Origin of the sequence: Leifsonia sp. 563, from assembly GCF_040545055.1 — a bacterium.
Lineage (GTDB): Bacteria > Actinomycetota > Actinomycetes > Actinomycetales > Microbacteriaceae > Leifsonia.
The window spans coordinates 207,735-227,860 of sequence record NZ_JBEPLE010000007.1 but is presented as its reverse complement, the minus strand read 5'-3'; the positions used below and the strand labels follow the sequence as shown (position 1 = coordinate 227,860).

Sequence of the window (20,126 nt, the reverse complement as noted above, 5' to 3'; positions counted from 1 at the left end):
CGCGAGTCAGCTCGCGGTGCCGATCTGCCAAATATACGGCGGTACCGTGCCGTTGACGCTCCAGTCGCCGACGATGCGCGCCTTGTAGACCCAGGGGTTGTGGGAGGCGACCGTGCGCGCGTTCCGCCAGTGCCGGTCGAGTCCGGCCGCCCGGCTCACCGCGGAGGCGCCCAGCGTGTCGAACAGCCGGGTCGCGGCGAGGGGCACCGACTGGCTGAGCACGATCTGTGCCTGCGCCGAGGCGATCTCCGCCCGGACGTTGGCCTCGTCGTCCTCCGCGGTGCCGCGGCGCGACGCGGTGGCGGCGGCCGCATCGAGGGCTTCGCCCACCGAGCGGACGAGCGCCCGCGCGGTGAACGCGACCGCCGAGATCTCACCGATCACGGCCTGCAGCTGTCCGTCGTCCTTCGCCAGCGGAGCGAGGCCGTGGCTGTACACCCGCGTGCGTGCGCGCAGCGCCTCACCCGCCTCCCGTTCGGTCGCCTGTGCAATGCCCGCCAGCACGCTGACGAGCACCCACTGGTAGAGGGCGGTCTGGTACCGGAAGCGATCGGAGAACCGGAAGACGTCGGCCGGAGATGCCGCTGCGTCGTCGAAGACCGCGGTGCCGGTGCCGGTCAGCTGCTGGCCGAAGCCGTCCCAGTCGTCGCGCACCGACACTCCCGGCTGGTCGACACGCAGGAGGACGGTCGCGTCGGTGCCGTCCGCGTCCTTCGCGGTCGCGTCGATCCAGTCCGCGTAGAGGCTGCCGGTCGTGTAGAACTTGCGGCCGTCGACGCGTGGGCCGTCCGGCGTGCGACGGATGCGCGTCCCGGAGTCCCCGAGGCCCACCGACCCGGTCTCGCTCCAGGCGTTGCCGACGATCTCGCCCGCCGCGAAGCGCTCCAGCCAGGCGTCGCGTTCGGCGGAGGCGGGAGCGGTGAGCCGGTCCTCCACGAAGGCGAAGTGACCGCGGAAGATCTGCGGGAGGTTGGAGTCGGCAGCCGCCAGCTCCACCAGCACCTCGCCCAGTTGGACGAAGCTCAGGCCGGCGCCGCCGTTGTCCCGCGGGACGCGCAGAGCACCGAGCCCCGCATCGGCGAGTTCGCGCACCACGCCGGTCGGCAGCTCGTGCGCGCGCTCCCGGCGTGACGCCGAGCTCCGGAGACGCTCCAGGATCGGCTCCAGCCGTTCGAGCGCTTCGGCTGCGCTCGCGGGCGCGGAAGGACGGGCGGCGGTCGTCGTGTCGGTCATGTCGCTCCGATCAGGTGTACAGGGAGATGGGCTGCAGGTCGCCGTTGACGTAGTACGCGCCGACCTCGAGCTTCTTGTAGTCGACCGGGTCGTGGAGGGTGTGCGTGCGCACATTGCGCCACCACAGGTCGAGCCCGACGGAGGCGCGAGCCGAGCTGGACCCGGTGACTTCGAACACGCGCGTGGTCACTTCGATCGACACCTCGGTGGAGACGACCTTCAGCCGGGCGATCCGCTGTGCGAGCCGGCCGCGGTCCTCCGCGGTGACGTCCTCGCCCTTGTCGACGACGGCGTCGAACTCGCGGCCGACCGCGTCGGCGAGAGCCTCGACGGCCTCGACCCGTGACAGCAGCTCGCCGAAGACGCGCAGCACGAAGGGGTCCTCGGCATACCGGTCGACGCCGGAGAGGAACCACGAGTTCGTGCGGGCGAGGGTGAGCTCGCGCGCCTTGGCGAGCGCGCCCTCGGCGATGCCGAGGTACAGGTTGCCGAAGGCGAGCTGGATGCCGGGGGTGATCAGCGTCGAGAACGGCTCGTCGCTCAGTTCGCCCAGGATGTCGGACTCGTCCACGGCGACGCCGTCGAAGGTGACGGAGCCGCTCGCCGACAGCCGCTGGCCGAGCGCATCCCAGTCGCCGTGATAGCGGATGCCCGCGCGGTCGTGGTCGAGGAGCACGAACACCGGGGTCCCGGCCCGCGCGCCGCCCGCGACGGTCGCGGCCGCCAGCACGATGTCGCCGGCGGAGGCGCCGGTCGAGAACCGCTTGGTGCCGTCGAGGCGGTAGCGTCCGTCGCCCAGGTCGGTGAGCGTGAGGTCCGGATCGACCGGGTTGACCGAGTCGCCCCAGACCCAGCGACCGTCGATCGTGCGGCGGTACAGGTCCGGCTGGCGCTCCGGGGCGACGGCGAAGCCGATGTTCCCGGAGTTGATGTAGTGATAGGCGAGCACCTGCGCGACCGAGGCGTCGGCACGCGACAGGATGCGGATCACCCGGAAGGCCGTCTCCCAGTGCGCACCGCCTCCGCCGAACTCCGCAGGGTCGAGCAGGTTGACGAGGCCGGCGTCGCGCAGCAGCTCCAGCTCGGCGGTCGGATCCTGGTTCGCCCGGTCACGTTCCAGGGCGTCGACGGCCAGCCGGTCGGCGGCCTCGGTGGCGACGGCCTCCCAGTGCGCGAGCTCGGCGGCGTCGGCCTGTCCGGTCCAATAGCTGCGGGTCATGCTGCTCCTTCGGTCACGGGCTCGCGGCGGTCCGCGGCGCTCGGGCGTCCGCGGTACGCACCGCGGTAGGCGTGCGCGGGGTGCCAGGCAGGCACGACGGCGTCGCCTGTGCCGTTCAGACGTCCCCGCAGGGTCGTCCCGGGCTGCTGGTCGAGGCGGCCGCGGGCGCGCAGTTCGGGCACCACCAGCTCGACGAACTCCTCGAAGCTCCCCGGGGTGACCACGTACGCGAGGTTGAATCCGTCGATGCCGCCCACCTCGATCCAGCGCTCCAGCTCGTCGGCGACGGTGGTCGGACTTCCGACGATCACCGGGCCGATCCCGCCGATGCCGACGTACTCGGCGATGTCCCGGGCCGTCCACTGGCGGTTCGGGTCGGCCGTGGTGAAGATCGACAGGGCCGACCGTGCGGCGTCGGTGTCGATGTACTGCAGGGGCTCGTCGAGCGGCAGCTGCGACAGGTCGAGCCCGGACCAGCCGCCGTAGAGTGCGAACGCCCCCTCGGTCGAGACGTAGGTGCGGTACTCGTCGAGCTTGGCCTGCGCCTCCTCGTCGGTCGGCGCGACGATCACCGTCGCCAGGGTCAGGATTTTGACCGTCTCGGCCGGTCGGCCGATCGCGGCGGCACGGGCGCGGATGTCGTCCGTCGCCTTGCGCGTGAGCTCGGGCGTGAGGCCGTTGATGAAGATGGCCTCGCCGTGCTTCGCCGCGAACTCCCGGCCCTTCGGGGACGCGCCGGCCTGGAAGACGACCGGCGTACGCTGCGGGCTCGGCTCGCTCAGGTGGATGCCGGGCACCCGGTAGTGCTCGCCGTCGTGCTCGATCGGGTGCACGAGTGCCGGGTCCGTGAAGACGCCGGTCTCGCGGTCGCGCAGGACCGCGCCGTCCTCCCACGACCCCTCCCACAGCTTGTACGTGACGTCGAGGAACTCCTCGGCGATCCCGTACCGGTCGTCGTGGGCGATCTGCTTGCGCAGCCCCAGGTTGCGCGCGGCCGAGTCGAGGTACGAGGTGACGACGTTCCAGCCGATCCGGCCCTTGGTCAGGTGGTCGAGCGTCGAGAACCGGCGCGCGAGCAGGTAGGGCTGCTCGTACGTGGCCGCGACGGTCACTCCGAAGCCGAGACGCTCGGTCACCGCCGCCATCGCGCTGATCTGCACGACCGGGTCGCCCAGCGGGATCTGGGCAGCATCGAGCAGCGCCGGGGCGGCGGAGTCGCGGTAGACGTCGTACACCCCGAGCACGTCGGCGAGGAAGAGGGCGTCGAACCCGCCGCGCTCGAGCGTCCGGGCCAGAGAGGTCCAGTAGTCGAGGTCGGTGTAGCGGTGCGCCTGGTTGTCGGGATGACGCCAGAGTCCGGGTGCCTGGTGGGTGACGCAGCTCATATCGAACGCGTTGAGGATGATTCGGTCGGCCATAGGTGCGGAACGCTAGCGGCTCTCGCGCCCGCGGGCCAGCGCATGTGACGCCAGATTGCGTCGGTGTAGCACAGCGTCACACTCGCTTGCGGCAGAGCCGGGGAAGTCCCTACCGTGACGGCACTCACCATCCGGCTTTCCGTGCGTCCGGCCTTCAGCGCCCGGCACCCACCTCCGATCCCTTCCCGAGGAGCACCCATGACATCCCGACGACGTTCCGCCGCTGCGGTCGCCGCCCTCGCCGCCACCGCACTCGTGCTCGCGGGCTGCGCCGGCGCCTCGAACGGCTCCAGCGCATCCACCGCCTCCGACGGCAAGAAGTTCGCCGGTCAGACCCTGACCGTCGAGATGATCTCGTCGCACGAAGGCGCCGCCAAGTGGCTCGCCGCCGAGTTCAAGAAGGAGACCGGCGCCACCGTCAAGACCGTCATCGTTCCCTACGACGAGATCGGCTCCAAGATCGCGCTCGACCAGCAGTCCGGTGCGAACACGATCGATGCGGCGGCGCCCTGGTACGTCTCGCTCGGCGATCTCGCCGCCGACGGCGCCATCCAGGACCTCTCCTCCTGGATCAAGGACGACAAAGCGCTCGACGCGTCCGACTTCATCCCGTCGATCTACGACGCGTACAGCAAGGTCGGCGACAAACGCTACGGCCTGCCGTTCGACGGCGACACGCACGTGCTGTTCTACAACAAGGAGATCCTTGCGAGGAACGGCATCCAGGCGCCGCCGAAGACCTGGGACGAGTACCTGCAGGACGTGAAGACCATCACCGCGAACGAGTCGGCGCAGGGCGTGTACGGCGCCGCGGTCTTCGGCCAGAAGTCGCCGCTCATCCTCGGCGCCAGCTACGCCAACCGCCTCGCCGGCTTCGGCGGCGAGTTCCTCGACGAGAAGGGCAAGCCCGCGCTCGACTCCGAGGCGGCCGTGCAGGCGGCGCAGGCCCTCGTGGATGTGAACAAGTACGCGCTGCCCACGCCGGCCGAGACGGACTTCGGCGCGGGGAACAGCGCCTGGTTCGCCGGCAAGGTCGGGTTCATCGAGAACTGGACCGACCTCGGCGTCCGCTCGGAGGACGCATCCAGCGACTCGAAGGTCGCCGGCAAGTGGGGCGTCGTGACGCTGCCGACCGGTGGATCCAACACGACCTCCCGCGCATCGCTGGTCGCCGGCTTCACCTGGGTGATCACCGCCAACACCAAGAAGACCGACCTGGCCAAGGCGTTCATCCAGTTCGCGACCTCGTCGAAGGTCAACGCCCAGCTGCTCGTCGCGTCGCCGCCCACCGGGATCGACCCGAACCGGAAGAGCTCGCTGAACGACGCGACCTACGGCAAGGACTTCCCGACGATTCAGAACGTCAACAAGGCCACCCTGACCGGATCGCTCGCCTGGCCCACCGGGAAGCACGCGACGGAGCTCGCCCAGGTGCTGACGGACGGCCTCGCCAAGCTGCTCGCCGGCCAGGGCGGGAGCGCCAAGCAGACGATGGACGACATCCAGAAGAAGTGGGAGAGCATCCTCAAGTGACGGAGGCCACCCTCGTCACCGACGCCGCCCCCCGGGCCGCCGCGCGCACACCCGCGCGGCGAGCCCGGGCGGGCGGCGCCGGCGTGCGCCGTGCCATGGTCGCGCCGACCGTGCTCGCGACGCTCGTGCTCGGCGCGTACCCGCTCGTCTTCATCGTGCTGACCGCGCTGTCGGAGTCGTCGCTCGGCCGGCCGCTGCAGACGTGGGTCGGCACGGCCAACCTCACCGACGCCCTCACCGACGGGGATGTGACCGCCTCGCTCGCACGCAACGTGGTCTACGCCCTGGTGGTGTCGGCGGCGAGCACCGTGCTCGGCGTCGTCACCGCGCTGGCGCTGCGCAGCGCGACCTCTCGCGGCTCGCTCAGCCGCACCCTCCTGCTGCTGCCGCTGATCACTCCGCCGGTGATCGTCGGTGTGCTCTGGAAGCTGATCTTCAACCCGTCGGGCGGGCTGCTGAACACGCTGCTGAGCCTGGTCGGGTACCACGGCCCGCCCGTCGCCGTGCTGTCGTCGCCGGGCTGGGCGCTCGTCGGGATCGGTGTCGCCGACGTGTGGGAGTGGACGCCGCTGATCGCGCTCCTCGTGTTCGCAGCACTCCTCGGACAGGACCGTGAGGTCGCCGAGGCCGCGGCGCTCGACGGCGCGCACGGCTTCCGCTTCTTCCGCAGCATCACGCTACCCGCGATCGCAGGCACGATTGCGGCGGCCTTCCTCATCCGGCTGGTGCTCGCCTTCAAGGTGTTCGACCTCGTCTTCGTGCTGACCTCGGGAGGGCCCGGCACGTCCACGAGCATGCCCGCGTACCTGATCTACCAGGCAGCACTGCAGCAGTTCGACCTCGGCCGGTCGTCGGCCATCACACTGCTGCTCGCCGTCGTGGTGACCGTCGTGACACTGCCCGTCATCCTCATCGCCAGGAGGCTCCACCGTGACTGACCGCCTGCTCGCCGGATCCCGCGACCGTCGGCCCATCGCCGCGGTCGTCGTGCTCGCGCTGGTGCTCGCCGGCACGCTGATCCCGATCGCGTACCTCGTGTCGGTGTCGCTGATGTCGCGCGCTGACGTCGGCGCCGGCCTCCTCGTCCCCGCACACCCGCAGCCGCAGAACTGGGTGAACGCCCTCTCCGGCGGCCTGCTGCAAGGCGTGTTCAACTCCCTCGTCGCCGCCCTGGCCGGTGCTGCGCTGACGCTCGTCATCGCCGTGCCTGCGGCCTGGGCGATCACCCGGTACCGTGCGGGAGGGCGCACGCTGGCGGCGACCGTGCTGAGCCCGTGGCTGCTGCCGCCGATCGTCGCGGTCATCCCGCTGTTCACGCTGCTCCGGTCGCTGTCGCTCAACAACACGCTCCCCGGACTGACCCTGGTCTACGCCCTCTCGAACGTCGCGGTCGCCGTCTGGCTGCTCGAAGGCTTCACCCGCCGCATCCCCGCCGAGCTGGACGAGGCCGCCCAGCTGGACGGCGCGGGAGGCTTCCGCGTGCTGGTCAGCATCGTCACCCCGCTGCTCGCCCCGGCGCTCGTCGCGGTCGGCATCATCGTCGCGGTGCTCAACTACAACGAGTTCCTTCTCGCCGCCTTCCTCACCCAGTCGCCGGATGCGCAGACCCTCCCGGTCGTGCTGACGCTGATGCTGGGGGAGCGGATCACCGACTACGGCAAGCTGGCGGCGGCATCGGTGATCGGGCTCATCCCGGTATTCGCCGCGGCCGCGTTCTTCCAGCGCAAGCTGGTGTCGGGGCTGACGGCGGGGTCGACGCGCTGAGTCACGCCGAGCGTGCGACGACCTCCGCCAGGGCGTCCAGCAGCTGCGTCCACCCCGGTTCGAGGCCGGCGATCATGGGTGCGGTTGCAGCATCCGCGTCTGCGACCCGGATCGTGAGCTCCAAGCGGCAACGCGTCCGGCCCGACAGGGTCAGCTCGTGCACGGCGTCGAACAGCGGCTCGCCGTCGGGCCCGAGGGGCGCGAGCGTGAACTCCAGGCGGCGGCCCGGCTCTGCGGCGCTGACCGTGCCGGCCGAGGCGTAACGCGCGCCGTCCGCCTCACGCAGGCGGAGCTCGACGCGACCGGCGGGAGTCGCATCCAACTGGCTGCGCTCCACTTCGAAATGCGGGGGAGCCCACCACTGCGCGAGGAGGCGGGGGTCGGTCCAGCCCTCCCACACCTGTGCCGGAGGAGCGGGGATGGTGCGACGGAAGCGCAGGACGGTCGCGTGACCGCCCGGCTCGTCGGAGATCCGCGCCTCGGTTGCCGCTACCGCGTCTGCGTATCGCGCGAGGGCGACGTCGTCCGGAGTCGCCGTCGACAGACCGCCGAGCCAGTCGGCGACCTCGTCGAGGACCGCTCGGTTCAGGGAGGCGAGTTTGCGCCGGCCCAGCCGGTGGATACGCACCACGCCGGCAGCCTCGAGTGCCTGGAGGTGCTTGGTCGTCTGAGGCTGCAAGGCCCCGAGGACGGCGGCGACCTCGCCGACCGTGTGCGGGCGGATGGCCAGCGTCTCGATGATCCGGAACCGCGTCGGTTCTGCGAGTACCGCGAGGATCGCGTGCACCCGGTCGCTCTCGACCGCCATTCGATCCTCCGATCGATCGATGCTTGACACATTCGTCGCAACGAATATATCGTGCGATCAAACGAAGGAGCAAATCATGGAAACGATCGAACGTACCATCGCAGCCCCGGCCGAGACGGTCTGGGAATTGTGGACCACCCCGCAGGGCATCGGGCGCTGGTGGGCGCCGGACGGGTTCCGCACCGACGTGTCCGCACTCGACCTGCGGCCCGGAGGTGAGCTCGTCTACACGATGACGGCGACGGCGCCCGAGCAGGTGGCGTTCATGGAGCAGAACGGGATGCCGCTGAGTACGGAATCTCGCAAGACCTTTACGACGGTCGAGCGGCCGACACGGCTCGGGTACCGCTCCCTGATCGACTTCGTGCCCGGCCACGAGCCCTACGAGCAGCTGACCGAGATCGAGCTCGGGCCGGTCGACGGTGGGACGCGTGTGATCATGAGGGTCGAGCCGCTGCACGACGAGGTGTGGACCGAGCGGCTCCTGGCCGGCCGGGCGAACGAGCTGGACAACCTTGCACGCCTGGTTGACACAGGGGAGTAGGTCGCCAGGCGAAGGCCGTGGCGCCGTTCACTGCGGCTGAGGAACCTCGATACGGCCGAGCTGGAGCAGGATCGCGAAGCGGTCGGGCACGCCCCAGTGCTCGACGATCCGCCCCTCGGCGACCCGCGCCACATCGATGACGGTGAAGTGCACCGCCCGCCCGGTCGGCGCCCCGAGGAAGGGCCCCGTGTTGGTTCCGGAACCCTCGGCGCGCACCCAGACGATGTCGTCACGTTGGGCCCAGTCCCCGATGGTGAATCGGAGGTCCGGGAAGGCGGTGTGCACGTCGGCCATGCCCTTCTTGACCTTGGCGATGGCGTCGGCGCCGGTCCCGGAGAGCCCGAGCTGGTGTTCGACGAGGTCGGGGGAGCAGAGCTCGTCGACGATGTCGGTGCGGCCTCCGGCGAATCCCTCGTGGAGCATCCGCTCCAGGAGGACGACCGCGGCCGGTTCTGTGTCTGTGGTGACCATGGGAGAACTCCTTTGTCTGCACTTTGACTGCGGTCAGTGCAGTGGCACTGCATTGACTGCACCATTAGTATCGATCTCGTGAACGCCGACGTCAAGACCGCATCCTCCTACCGGCAGGAGCAGGCGCTGCAGACGCGCCTCCGCATCGCGACCGCCGCTCAGGCATTGTTCGCACGCGACGGGTATGCGGTGACCAGCATCGAGGCGATCGCCCGGGAGGCCGGCGTCGGCACCCGGACCGTCTACGCCGCCTACGGGGCCAAGCGCGAGATCCTCAACGTGATCTGCGAGCGCTGGCTGGAGCGGGCGCGCGCCCGCGAGCTCGCCCGCGAGATCCTCGAACTGCCGGAGCCGGGGGAGCGGATGGCGGGAGCGGCCCGCTGGCTGACGCTGCTGTACTCGACCGATTTCGACGTCGTGCGCATCCTCGATTCCGCTCTGGACGAGGATGCGGAGACGCAGGCCCTGCTGCGCTCGAAGCTCCGCGCGCGCAACCGCGTGATGGACAGCCTGATCGCCTCCGTGGAGGACGCGCTGGTCGTCCCTCTGGCCGAGGCCCAGGCGGTGTACCGCGCGTTCGCCGCGAGCGGCGTCTACCTCGAGCTGGTCGTCAACGCCGGATGGACGCCGGAGCACTTCGAGCAGTGGCTGGCGGCCACGCTGGAAGGCCAGCTGCTCGGGATGCGGTAGCCGGCCTGCGGGTCGCCCGCGCGGTCAGTGGTTGCGCGGGTCGCTCGGACCGCCTCGCGTGCCCTTGTGGGCTTCCTCGATGATCCGGACGTCGTGCACGGTGACGCTCTCGGTCATCAGAAGGTCGAGCGACGTGACGAACAACCGCCCGATCTCCTCAGGGGTCACCTCGGGTCCGGGAATGTCGACGCGGAACGCCTGCGCCTGCAATCCGCCCTCGTTCGAGAACGTCACCTCGGCGTCGAACACCGCGCAATACTGCGTCATCGTCCCCTCATCCCTCTGTCGGGTCGAGCCTAGCCTCCGCCCACGCGCTGAAAACGGAGGACATCCCGCGGCCCGGCCCGGCGGACATCCTCCGTTCCGGCACGGCGGCGGGGTGTCGCCGCAGCATCCCCTCCCTTTCCGACCGCGCCGCGAGCGAAGGTTCGAGTGCGGGAAACGGAGGAGATTCGGCAGCCTGATCCCGTGAAACGCCGGAAACGGAGGGGATGTGGGCGAGCGTGCCCGGCATCCCCTCCGTTTCCGACCGCGCCGCGAGCGGCACGGCCTGGGTCAGCCGGCGGGCAGCAGCTCCGCGATGAGGGCCTCGACGCGCCGCTTGATGTCGTCGCGCACCGGGCGCACCTGCTCCACCGGGAGGCCGGCGGGGTCGGTGAGGTCCCAGTCCTCGTAACGCTTGCCCGGGAAGATCGGGCACGTGTCACCGCATCCCATCGTGATCACCACGTCGGACTCGCGCACGGCGTCCGTCGTCAGGGTCTGCGGGGTGTTCCCGGCGATGTCGATACCCTCCTCGGCCATCACGGAGACGGCCGCGGGATTGAGCCGGTCGGCGGGTTCGGAGCCGGCGGACAGCACCTCGACGCGACCCCCGGACAGTTCGCGGAGGTATCCGGCGGCCATCTGGGAGCGTCCCGCATTGTGCACGCAGACGAACAGGACGGTGGGGCGGTCGGACACGGCGGCCTCGCATTCTCTCGGTACCCGAATCATAGATGACCGTCGATGTCTTCGACCACGCTCGCGGCGACCGCCCCGACCCCCCGCGGCGCGCGTCCGAGCAGCCGACGGAGATCGTCCGTCTCGTGCGCGAGCACACCCGCGGCTGCCGCGGCGTGCAACGGCCCGAACGGACCCGCGTCGGCCACGGACACATCCCGGTGTGCGACGGGCCGGCCAAGCAGACCGCTCAGGATGCGGGCGAGCTCCTCGTAGGTCCACGCCGGCCCGCGCAGCTCCCACAGCTCCTCGCCGGGCGGATCGACGACCACGCGGGCGGCGGCTTCTGCGAGGTCGGCGATGGATGCGGTGGCCAGCGGACGGGATGCGGTGGCCGACCCTATCCATCCGCTCGCCGCCTGTTCGACCGCGGCCGTGACGAACGGCTCCGTGTAGAACCCGTTGCGCAGGACGGTCGCCGCGCCGCGTTCGCGCAGGGCCGCCTCCGTCGCCGCATGCGCAGGGTCATGGTCGCCGCCGTGGACGCTGGTGTAGACGACGTGCTCGAGCGATGCCGCAGCGGCGAGCACCGCGCGGTGCTGCCGGAGTCGCTCGTCCGGATCGAGCACGGGACTCGACACGAACAGCAGGCGGTCGATCCCGCGGAAGGCCGTGGCGAGGCCCGCGGGATCGGCGTAGTCGGCGCGTCGCGCATCCACTCCGATCCGCCGCAGCCGGTCGGCCGCCTCGTCGGACCGGACGAGCGCATGCACCTCCTCGGCGGGGTGGAGGGTGAGCAGGGATCGGACGGCCGCGCCGCCGAGACGACCGGACGCGCCGGTGATGAGGATGTGGGTCATTGCGTGCTCCTGAAGAGTCGACGAGAAAGGGTTCCGGGGCGAGGGAGTCGAGGACTCCCGGCCGTCACGAGACCGTCGTCGCGCGCACGCGAGGGAAGGCTGCCGTCAGGCGCCTGCGGGGATCACGCTGTGAGAAATCATCCGCCGCCGAGGCTACCGCATCACGGAGCGTGGAAGTAGTGCCGTTCCACCGGCTCGGTGCTGCTCAATGCGCGCGCCGCCTCCCAGAGCTCCCGGTCGCGTCCGGTGAAGCGCTGCGTCCGTTGCCGGGTGAACTCGCCCCAGGAGGGGACGAGGAACGTCTCCAGCATCGTGTCCGGGTGGTCGCCACTGCGGTACAGCCGCCAGCGGTAGCCGCCGGTGCGTCTGCGGGAGTCGGCCACCTGCCGGATGGCCCGCTCGAACGCGGCGCGGTCGGCGTCGCTCACGCGGTACGACATCTCGATCAGCACCGGTCCGTCGGTCGGGTCGGGTTCGAAGACGAGCATCGGCTCGGGCCACGAGTTCGCGATGGTCCGGTCGATGGTCGCCGTGCCGGGGAGCAGGGGGAGCGGACGCACGCTGACCGCCACGACGACCAGCAGGACGGCCGAGATCACGAGCGCGGTCGTCGTGCCGGCGGCCTGGGCCAGCACGCCGAACAGGAACGACCCGATCGCCATCGCGCCCATGAAGAACAGGATGTAGACGGCGACCGCCCGCGACCGCACCCACTGCGGGAGCGTCAGCTGCAGGGCGGCGTTGAGGACGGTGAGGGTGCCGATCCAGGCGAGCCCGGCCACGACGAGCACGACGAGCGCGACGATGAACGGCGCGAACGCGGCGGCGACCGTGCCCAACGCGAAGAGGAAGGCGCTCGCGGAGATCACGACGTTGTCGCTGAACCGCTTCCGGGCGACGGGCAGCAGGAACACGCCCGCGACGGCACCGACGCCCAGCGCGCCGAGCAGCAGGCCGTATCCACTCGAGTCGAGCCCCAGGCGGGTCGCCGTGAGCGGCAGCAGGGCCCAGAGCGCGCTGGCCGGGAAGGCGAACAGCACCGAGCGGAGAAGGATGCGCCGCACGAGGTGCGCCGACAGTGTGTACCGGATGCCCGCGCGCAGAGCCGGGCCGAACCGCTCGCGGTCGTCGAGGCCGGGCTGCGGCGGGCGACGCCACCACATCAGCGCGGCGACGGCTCCGAGGAAGCTGACGGCGTTGATCCCGAAGACCACGGGCGTCCCGAAGAGCGACAGCACGACGCCTGCGAGCGCCGGCCCGATCGCCCGGGCGCCGTTGACGGTCACGCCACCGAGCGCGGCGGCCGCGACCACCTGCTCGCGCGGGACGAGCTCCGGCTGAATCGCCTGCCAGGCCGGCGACGTCAGCGTGGATGCGACCCCGAGCAGCAGCGTGAACCCGAGCAGTGTCGGAGCGGTGAGGGCACCGGCCGCGGCGACCACGGTCAGCCCCACGGCGAGGACAGCACTGGCCGCCGACCCCCAGATCAGCAGTTTGCGGCGGTCGAACGAGTCGGCGAGCACGCCCGCCGGGAGCGAGAACACCACCGCCGGGAGCAGGCTCGCCGTCTGCACCAGCGCGATCACCACGCTGTCCGCGTGCGATTCGACCAGGAACCACTGGGCGCCGACGGTCTGCATCCACGTCCCGATGTTGCTGCCGAGCTGCGCGAACCACAGCACGCGGAACACCGAGATCGCCAGGGGCGCCCAGGGGGAGAGGGATGCGGCCGGCGCCGTCCTGCTCGCCGGCGCGGTCATCGCGCGGTCACGGGATGCGCCGCGTCGGCATCGGCCGCCTCGCCGTGCGCTACCTCGCCGTGCGCTCCCTCACCACCGGGCACCGGCCACCGCCCGAGGTCGGCGGCGGCCCGATACGTCGCCTCGAGGAAGTCGCGGACCAGCCCCTCCGGGTCCTCCGCACGCCGGACGTTCTCGTACGGCAGCAGGAACTCGCCCAGCTCATCGCTGTAGAACGCCCCCTCGGGCATCGGCGTCCGCTCGAACCCGTCCGGCGCAGGGTACGCGTACGAGTAGAAAGCGCCCTCGGTGCCTCCGCCCGGCCAGAAGCCGGCGCTGCTCAGCTCGCGGGAGTAGCCCTCCAGCATGACGCTGTCCGGGCAATTCGGCGCGCCCCCGGGATGCGGCGGTGCAGTCCGTCCCGAGAACCGGGTGACCGCCAGATCCATCGCACCCCAGAAGTAGTGCACCGGGCTCACCTTGCCGGTGAAGCCCGAGCGGAATTCGAGCAGCATCCGCTGGGCGTCGATCAACTGCCGCCAGAACGCCCGCGCCTGCTCCGGCTCGTACGTGCAGTGCTCGGTGTCCTCGGCGAACGGGATGGCCACCGCCACCTCGTTGGGGACCGCGTGGATGTCGACGGTCACGCCGAGGTCGGCGAGCGCCTCCAGCGTTGCGGCGTAGAACGTGGCGACCGAGAGCCCGGCCAGCGGGAAGCGGCGCAGCCCGCCGTCGCTGGTGCGCACTACGAGCTCGTGGTCGACGAAGTCGAACTCGATGTCGAGGATCCGCGACGGGAGGGGGATGGGGCCGGTGCCGAGCCCGCGGGCGCTCGGATACAGCGTGACGTGCCACCAGTGGTTGATGGGCGGCGTCAGCGCCATCCGGATCTTCCCGACGACCTGCGTCCACATGTGGAGCGTGTCGCGCGTGGCGACCCAGCTGTCGACGGGGAGCTGCACCCGTGGCTCGGCGACCGGCGCCATCATCCCTCCGCCGGCTGCGGAGTCCGCCGCAACAGGTAGGTGTGCTCGCCGGAGAGGACGACCTCCGACCGCTGATTGTGCACGGTCACCGCTGCGGTGACGATTCCGTTGGGGCCATCCGGTGTCAAGGCGGTGATCTCCAGTTGCGAGTAGAGGGTGTCCCCGGCGTGGACCTCCTGGAGGAAGCGCGCCGAGAGCCCGGTGAACGCGATGAATACCTCTCCGATGATATGCGGGAACAGGGTCGCCCCCGGAGCGGTGAAGGCGAGCACCTGGAGGCCGTGCACGACGGGAGCGCTGTGGCCGTGCGCCTTCGCCCACACCTCGTCGTAGTGCACCGGGTGGTTGTCGGCCGACACGGCCTGGAACGCCGACGCGTGCGCGTCGGTGACCGTGCGGCTCGGCGCCCGGAACACCTCGCCCACGGTCAGCTGTTCGAAGGTGCGCGGCTCGACGATGGCGAAGTCGAGCGGATCGAACGTCCCGCCGCTCATGGCGCGAGCCAATCGCTCAGGAAGGCGACCGCCTGCGCGACGGCCGCACGCGCCTGCGGGGTGTCGTGCATGCTGTTGACCATCACGAAGTCGTGGATGATGCCCTCGTACCGCACACCCGTGACCGTCACACCGGCCCGGCGGAGCTTGGCCGCGTACGCCTCGCCTTCGTCGCGGAGCACGTCGCACTCCGCGTTGATGACGAGAGCGGGCGGAAGCCCGGCGAGCTCTTGCTCGGTCGCCCGCAGCGGTGAGACGGTGATGCTCGCGCGCTCGTCGGCGCTCGTCGTGTACTGGTCCCAGTACCAGCGCATCGCCTCCCGGGTGAGCCAGTAGCCATCCGCGAACTCCCGGTACGAGCCGTCGTCGAACGCCGCATCCGTCACCGGATAGAACAGCACCTGGCCGCGGAACGCGATGTCGCCGCGCTCCTTCGCCATCAGCGTGAGGGCGATGGCCATGTTGCCGCCGACGGAGTCGCCGGCGATCGCCATGCGGGTTCCGTCGAGCTCTTCGTCGGCACCGTGCTCGACGACCCACTTCGCCACGGTGTACGACTGCTCGTTCGCGACCGGGTAGCGGACGTCGGGGGAGCGCGTGTACTCCGGGAACACGACCGCGGCCCCCGTGCCGACCGCGAGGTCGCGGACCAGGCGGTCGTGGGTGTGGGCGTCGCCGAACACCCAGCCGGCGCCGTGCGTGTACAGCACGACCGGAAGGGGACCGGATGCGCCTTGCGGCCGGACGATCCGGACAGGAACGGAGCCGGTCGGACCGCCGTCGACGGTGATCCACTTCTCATCGACGGCGGGCTTCGCGATCTCGGAGTCCTGGACCTGGTCGACCGCCTTCCTGCCCTCCTCCGGCGGGAGCTGGTAGAGGAAGGGCGGGTTCGCGGTGGCCTCGCAGAACGCCTGCGCGGCGGCCTCGAGTGCGTAGCCGTGCGGGTTGGCTGTCGCCATGCTGGTCGCTCCCGTCGCTCAGGCCAGCTCGGCGGCGGCGTCGGCGATGACCTTCGCCACCTCGGCGGGGTGGGAGCGCATCACCAGGTGGGGCGCGTCGATCTCGATCACCGAGCGCAGCCCGGCCCGCTTGTAGCCGAAGCGCTCGACATCCGGGTTGATGGTGTGGTCGGCCGACGAGACGATGCCCCATCCCGGCTTCGTCTTCCAGGCCGCGACCGGGGCGGTCTCGCTGAACGCCAGTGCGGCGAGCGGACGCTGCGACGCGGCGAGCACCTCGCTGACCTCGCGGTCGATGCCGGCGGCGAACACGTCCGGGAACGCATCCACCTTCACCGACACGTCGGTCCCGGGCTCGGAGCCCTCGATGGGGAACGGCGTGTAGACCAGGTTGGCGGCGAGATCGGAGTCCGGGAAGCCGCCCTGCAGCTGCCCGAGGCTCTCGCCCTCGTCGAGTGCGTATCCCGAGATGTAGACGAGACCGACGACGTTGTCCGCCACACCGGCGACGGTGATCACCGCACCTCCGTAGGAGTGGCCCGCCAGGAGCACAGGGCCGTCGATCTGCTCGACGACCGAGCGGATGTACGCCGAGTCGCCGAGGAGGCTGCGGTTCGGGACCGCGGGAACGCGCACCGTGTGGCCCTGGTCGAGCAGGATGCGGGTGACAGGAGCGAAGCTCGCCGCGTCGGCGAAGGCTCCGTGGATGAGGACGATGGTGGGTGTGGCCATGACGCCGATCCTTTCGTTGGGGTTCGATCGCCACGCTAAGAGGGGCACGGAAGCCGTGTCGTGGCCCTCTCGGGGTCACCGTCCGAGGCCCGGCTCGTCTTCGATCAGCTCGTCCGGCGTCGGAACGGCGACGTCGGCGGAGTCGAGGGCGCGATCGACCCGCAGCCTCGCCTGGAGGTACTCGATCGCCGCGGCCGCCGGGGAGCCGGGATCGCCGAAGAACGTCGTCAGGTGCTGGCCGCCTCCCGGAACCTCGAACGTCTGCCAGCGGAACGGGATGTAGTCGAACGGCTCGATGTGCACGAGCGCGACGCCGCGCCGCTGCGGGCGCGCTTCGTGGCTCGCCCAGACGTCGCGGAAGTCTTTGGAGCGCGAGGACAGTGCGGCGACGAGCAACTGCAGCCGCGGGTCGTCGGGTTCGGCGTGGTAGCGGAGGCTGGCGACGGCCCCGCGCACCGCCCGCTGCCAGTAGGGCTGTCGGTCGTCGCCCGCCGCCAGGGCCGCGTCGACGATCGCCTCGACCATGTTCGCGCCGGGCGGCAGGGACAGCGGGATGAACGCGCGGCCCAGGTGGTTCACGGCCAGCACGTCCTGGTTGCGGTCGACCACGTACGCGGGCGCCATCGTCCACTGGTCGAGGAGGACGTTCACGTTGTCCAGCACGTCTGCCGGCGTCCCGCTGAGGGCCGGCGGGCAGTCCGCGGTGTGCCGGGCGGGGACGGTCTGCCCGGCGAGCCGGAACAGGTACACCGTCGCGTCGGCGTCGAGCTGCAGCGCGCGGCCGAGCGCGAGCAGGACCTGCGGCGACGGCTGGTGGTCGCGTCCCTGCTCCAGCCGCAGGTAGTACTCGGGGCTGATGCCGGCCATCCCGGCCACCTCCTGGCGGCGGAGGCCACGCACGCGACGGCGCGGTTCGGAGCGGAGGCCGACGTCCTCCGGAAGCAGGGCGTCGCGGCGGGCGCGGAGGTAGGCGCCGAGGGCGGCGTTGGAGTCGCTCATGTGCGGAGGGTCCTGTCGTGGAGGCGCCGTACTGGATTCACCACTCCAGATTGTCTCAGATGCGCGCGAAGCTTCGCCAGGTCTGCACGATGAGCCGATTTCCGGCCGCTACGGCGGCGACGGCTCAGGCAGCCTGCAGAGCCGGCGCCAGATGGGCGAGCGACGAATCCGCGATGCTCGCCAGCCGTTCCGGGTCGTCCTCGACACGGCTGAACTGGATGAGTCCCTGCGAGACGAGCACGATCTCGGCCGCGAGTGTCGCACGGCCGTCCTCCGGGATGCCGTCGCGAGCGAGTCGCTCGTCGACGAGCTGCTCCATGGCGACGATGGCGCGAGCGCAGACCGCCGCCACCTCGGGCCAGTCGCGGCCGAGTTCAGCGAGGCTGTTCAGCATCAGGCACCCCCAGCTGGGCTGATGCGCGGCGCAATCTGCGACCACAGCGCGGAAGAAGAGCCGTACGGCCTCCTCCGCGGTGGCGCCGTCGGCCATCGCATGCCGCACGATGTCCACCCGGCTCTCGCAGTAGCGCTCGAACAGCAGAAGGAACAGCTCGGGCTTCGAGCCGTACGCGGCGTAGATGCTGCCGTTGCCGACACCGGCCGCCTCGGCCAGGTCGGACATCGCGGTCGCGGTGTACCCCTTCTGCCAGAACACGGCAGTGCTGCGCGCGAGAAACGCATCCTCGTCAAACTCTCGACGGCGAGCCATTGGTCGAGCCTAGCAATCGGGGTCGTGGAGGCGGAAGCGCGGCCGGCGTGCGATCCTGGCTACGACGACCCCGGAGGGATGATGCGACTGCCGACCGACCCGACGTGCGTTCTCGTGCAGATGCGCGCGACGACGCACGCGGAGAGCGCGGTCTATCGACGCATGCACCGGCACTCGTTCGGTCACGTCGGGTTGTCGCAGATCGCGTCCGTCGCGCAAAGCGTCGAGGCGCGCCTGGATGAAGTGCCCGCTCGGGCGATGGAGAGCACCCAGCTGCAGGTGGTGCACAGCGGCAGCCTCATCCTCGAACAGGACGGAGCGCAGAGGCGTTTCGGCGCGGGGGAGCTGGCGATGTACGACGCGAGCCGGCCCTTCTCCTTCGTCTATCCGGACGAGTTCCGGACGACGATCGTGCAGGTCCCGACCGTCCTGCTCTCCGCACGCGGGGTGCTCCCGGCCTCGCTCGGTGCGCGGTCGGTGGACGTCGCGTCCACCGCTCGCCGGGAACTCGAGGGGCTGCTGCGCGGTTCCGTCGGCCGCGGTGTCCGGCCGGCCGACGATCCGGTGTCGCTGTCCTCGCGGATCGTGCGGGCGGCGCGGCTGATGGTCGACGAGGAGCTGGGCGCCGCACGCGAACGAAACGTTCCGGCGGCCCGGCTGGTGCGGGAGGCGAGGGACCTGCTCCACCGCGAGTACGCCGACCCCGGCCTGACCGCTGCGGCCGTCGCTGCGCGTCTTCACGTGTCGCTCCGGACTCTCTTCGCCGCCTTCGAGAGTGGGGATGCCTCTCTGGCATCAACCCTGCGCCGGGTACGGCTCGGGGCCGCCGAACGCCTTCTGCTCACGACCCGGCTGCCGATCTCCGAGGTCGCGTACGCCGTCGGCTACGCGGACGTCACCGCGTTCATCCGCGCCTGGAAGACCGCGACAGGATGGACGCCCGCCCGGTGGCGACGGCTCAGGACCGGCTGGGCCGCCGCGGACGAGCGTAGCTGACCGCACCGCCGGTCACGGCACGACGACGACCTTGCCCCGCGCGCGTCCCTCGCCGATGTGCGCCACCGCGGCGCCCGTCTCCTCCAGTGGATACACGGTGTCGATGACGGGCCGGAAGGATCCGTCGCCGAGCAGCCGGGCCAGCTCGCGCAGGTCCTCCGGTCGCTCTCGCGAGATAAGGCCGACCAGGCGCTGCCGGCTGAAGCGGTCGAGCATCCCGGCCGCCGCCGTCCGCTGGATGCCGCCGAGCAGCGGGCCACCGGATTCGCCGCCGACGAGCACGACCGAGCCGGTGGGGCTCAGGATGCTGCGCAGCGCGGCGAGTGGGCGGTTGCCGGCGGTGTCGATGATGGCGTCGTAGACCCGGCCGAGCGTCAGGATGTCAGTCGTCGTGTAGTCGACGACCTCCTGCGCGCCGAGCGAGCGGACGAGCTCCGCCTTCCGCCCACTGCAGACCCCGGTCACCTGGGCTCCGCGGGCCGCTGCGAGCTGGACCGCGATGTGGCCGACGCCGCCGGCCGCGCCGATGACGAGCACGCGGTCGCCTGCGCCGGCACCACTCGCGGTGACCGCCTGGAGGGCCGTCACCGCCGAGACCGGCACGGCCGCGGCCTCCTCGAAACCGACGCCGGGCGGCACGGCGACGAGGTCGTCCGCCGGCGCGACGACGAGCTCCGCCAGGGCGCCGTCCGCCGACCCGAACACGGCGTCCCCGAGCCGCCAGGCGGTCTGCGAGCCGGCGCCGACCTCCTCGACCACTCCGGCGAACCCGAGACCGCGCACGCGTGCCTTCGGGCCGCGCCAGCCGAATCCGATCGCGCGCATCAGGTAGGGTCGGCCGGTCGTGAGATGCCAGGTGCCCGCATCCACCCCGGCCGCCCGCACGCGCACCAGCACCTGGTTCTCGCCGGGCACCGGCACCGGGATGCGCGCGACGCGCAGCGCGCTCGGCGGTCCGTAGGCGTCCTGGGTGACGGCTCGCATCGCGCGGCCCTCGTTCGTGTCCATCGGGTTCTCCTGTCTCAGT

At 71.0% G+C, this 20,126-nt stretch carries 22 protein-coding genes; 6 read left to right on the top strand and 16 right to left on the bottom strand.

The annotated features are described in order from the left end of the window. Nucleotides 1-6: 6 nt before the first annotated feature. Genes ABIC47_RS17790 through ABIC47_RS17780 form a run of 3 tightly spaced genes read right to left on the bottom strand, consistent with a single transcriptional unit; the run spans nucleotide 7 to nucleotide 3,870 of the window. On the bottom strand, nucleotides 7-1,233 hold the full coding sequence (locus ABIC47_RS17790; RefSeq protein ID WP_354482595.1) for an acyl-CoA dehydrogenase family protein: 1,227 nt from the start codon (nucleotides 1,231-1,233) through the stop codon (nucleotides 7-9). 10 nt (nucleotides 1,234-1,243) lie between these two features. Beyond that, entirely contained in the window at nucleotides 1,244-2,452 is a 1,209-nt protein-coding gene (locus ABIC47_RS17785; protein WP_354482592.1) for an acyl-CoA dehydrogenase family protein, read from the bottom strand. Then, entirely contained in the window at nucleotides 2,449-3,870 is a 1,422-nt protein-coding gene (locus ABIC47_RS17780) for an LLM class flavin-dependent oxidoreductase (RefSeq protein WP_354482589.1), read from the bottom strand. Before ABIC47_RS17780 ends, ABIC47_RS17785 begins: the two co-directional genes overlap by 4 nt. A 198-nt stretch (nucleotides 3,871-4,068) precedes the next feature. Between ABIC47_RS17780 and ABIC47_RS17775 the strand changes: the two genes are divergently transcribed. The 3 genes from ABIC47_RS17775 to ABIC47_RS17765 are packed head-to-tail and all read left to right on the top strand — an operon-like array spanning nucleotide 4,069 to nucleotide 7,167. Next, a complete protein-coding gene (locus ABIC47_RS17775) occupies nucleotides 4,069-5,403 on the top strand; it encodes an ABC transporter substrate-binding protein (protein ID WP_354482586.1) in 1,335 nt (444 codons plus the stop codon). Then, complete coding sequence (locus ABIC47_RS17770) at nucleotides 5,400-6,341, top strand: carbohydrate ABC transporter permease (RefSeq protein WP_354482583.1); 942 nt, start codon at nucleotides 5,400-5,402, stop codon at nucleotides 6,339-6,341. The genes ABIC47_RS17775 and ABIC47_RS17770 overlap by 4 nt, the downstream gene beginning before the upstream one ends. Continuing rightward, nucleotides 6,334-7,167, top strand: a complete 834-nt coding sequence (locus ABIC47_RS17765; RefSeq protein WP_354482581.1) for a carbohydrate ABC transporter permease — start codon at nucleotides 6,334-6,336, stop codon at nucleotides 7,165-7,167. Before ABIC47_RS17770 ends, ABIC47_RS17765 begins: the two co-directional genes overlap by 8 nt. Nucleotide 7,168: 1 nt before the next feature. On the opposite strand, the gene ABIC47_RS17760 is transcribed toward ABIC47_RS17765, so the two are convergent. Further along, nucleotides 7,169-7,975 (bottom strand): SRPBCC domain-containing protein, encoded by an 807-nt coding sequence (locus tag ABIC47_RS17760; RefSeq protein WP_354482578.1) that lies wholly within the window; start codon nucleotides 7,973-7,975, stop codon nucleotides 7,169-7,171. A gap of 76 nt (nucleotides 7,976-8,051) precedes the next feature. Here ABIC47_RS17760 and ABIC47_RS17755 point away from each other — a divergent pair, with 76 nt between their 5' ends. After that, complete coding sequence (locus tag ABIC47_RS17755; RefSeq protein WP_089875814.1) at nucleotides 8,052-8,519, top strand: SRPBCC family protein; 468 nt, start codon at nucleotides 8,052-8,054, stop codon at nucleotides 8,517-8,519. Between the two features lie 27 nt (nucleotides 8,520-8,546). Here the strand turns inward: ABIC47_RS17755 and ABIC47_RS17750 are convergent, their stop codons facing one another. Continuing rightward, nucleotides 8,547-8,990: an ester cyclase gene (locus ABIC47_RS17750; RefSeq protein WP_354482574.1), complete on the bottom strand. Its 444-nt coding sequence runs from the start codon at nucleotides 8,988-8,990 to the stop codon at nucleotides 8,547-8,549. Between the two features lie 78 nt (nucleotides 8,991-9,068). Here ABIC47_RS17750 and ABIC47_RS17745 point away from each other — a divergent pair, with 78 nt between their 5' ends. Next, nucleotides 9,069-9,680, top strand: coding sequence for a TetR/AcrR family transcriptional regulator (locus ABIC47_RS17745; protein ID WP_354482571.1), 612 nt, complete (start codon nucleotides 9,069-9,071; stop codon nucleotides 9,678-9,680). 24 nt (nucleotides 9,681-9,704) lie between these two features. Here ABIC47_RS17745 and ABIC47_RS17740 read toward each other — a convergent pair whose 3' ends face one another. From ABIC47_RS17740 to ABIC47_RS17695, 10 genes are all read right to left on the bottom strand, one after another. Continuing rightward, on the bottom strand, nucleotides 9,705-9,947 hold the full coding sequence (locus ABIC47_RS17740; RefSeq protein WP_354482568.1) for a hypothetical protein: 243 nt from the start codon (nucleotides 9,945-9,947) through the stop codon (nucleotides 9,705-9,707). A gap of 288 nt (nucleotides 9,948-10,235) precedes the next feature. Beyond that, entirely contained in the window at nucleotides 10,236-10,643 is a 408-nt protein-coding gene (locus ABIC47_RS17735; RefSeq protein WP_354482565.1) for an arsenate reductase ArsC, read from the bottom strand. 29 nt (nucleotides 10,644-10,672) lie between these two features. Beyond that, nucleotides 10,673-11,482 (bottom strand): NmrA family NAD(P)-binding protein, encoded by an 810-nt coding sequence (locus ABIC47_RS17730; protein WP_354482562.1) that lies wholly within the window; start codon nucleotides 11,480-11,482, stop codon nucleotides 10,673-10,675. A gap of 161 nt (nucleotides 11,483-11,643) precedes the next feature. Further along, nucleotides 11,644-13,242: an MFS transporter gene (locus ABIC47_RS17725; RefSeq protein WP_354482559.1), complete on the bottom strand. Its 1,599-nt coding sequence runs from the start codon at nucleotides 13,240-13,242 to the stop codon at nucleotides 11,644-11,646. Then, complete coding sequence (locus tag ABIC47_RS17720) at nucleotides 13,239-14,207, bottom strand: DUF5996 family protein (protein ID WP_354482556.1); 969 nt, start codon at nucleotides 14,205-14,207, stop codon at nucleotides 13,239-13,241. The genes ABIC47_RS17725 and ABIC47_RS17720 overlap by 4 nt, the downstream gene beginning before the upstream one ends. After that, a complete protein-coding gene (locus ABIC47_RS17715) occupies nucleotides 14,207-14,701 on the bottom strand; it encodes a MaoC family dehydratase (protein ID WP_354482553.1) in 495 nt (164 codons plus the stop codon). Before ABIC47_RS17715 ends, ABIC47_RS17720 begins: the two co-directional genes overlap by 1 nt. Further along, nucleotides 14,698-15,663 (bottom strand): alpha/beta hydrolase, encoded by a 966-nt coding sequence (locus tag ABIC47_RS17710; protein ID WP_354482550.1) that lies wholly within the window; start codon nucleotides 15,661-15,663, stop codon nucleotides 14,698-14,700. The genes ABIC47_RS17715 and ABIC47_RS17710 overlap by 4 nt, the downstream gene beginning before the upstream one ends. Before the next feature lie 18 nt (nucleotides 15,664-15,681). Next, complete coding sequence (locus tag ABIC47_RS17705; RefSeq protein WP_354482547.1) at nucleotides 15,682-16,395, bottom strand: alpha/beta hydrolase; 714 nt, start codon at nucleotides 16,393-16,395, stop codon at nucleotides 15,682-15,684. 75 nt (nucleotides 16,396-16,470) lie between these two features. Next, nucleotides 16,471-17,394 carry a helix-turn-helix domain-containing protein gene (locus ABIC47_RS17700; RefSeq protein ID WP_354482544.1) on the bottom strand — a complete coding sequence of 308 codons (924 nt, stop codon included), beginning with the start codon at nucleotides 17,392-17,394 and terminating at the stop codon, nucleotides 16,471-16,473. A 124-nt stretch (nucleotides 17,395-17,518) separates the two neighbouring features. Next, nucleotides 17,519-18,103, bottom strand: coding sequence for a TetR/AcrR family transcriptional regulator (locus tag ABIC47_RS17695; protein WP_354482541.1), 585 nt, complete (start codon nucleotides 18,101-18,103; stop codon nucleotides 17,519-17,521). Between the two features lie 24 nt (nucleotides 18,104-18,127). Between ABIC47_RS17695 and ABIC47_RS17690 the strand changes: the two genes are divergently transcribed. Beyond that, entirely contained in the window at nucleotides 18,128-19,099 is a 972-nt protein-coding gene (locus ABIC47_RS17690) for a helix-turn-helix domain-containing protein (RefSeq protein ID WP_354482538.1), read from the top strand. A 12-nt stretch (nucleotides 19,100-19,111) separates the two neighbouring features. Here the strand turns inward: ABIC47_RS17690 and ABIC47_RS17685 are convergent, their stop codons facing one another. Beyond that, a complete protein-coding gene (locus ABIC47_RS17685; RefSeq protein WP_354482535.1) occupies nucleotides 19,112-20,107 on the bottom strand; it encodes an NAD(P)-dependent alcohol dehydrogenase in 996 nt (331 codons plus the stop codon). Nucleotides 20,108-20,126: the final 19 nt, after the last annotated feature.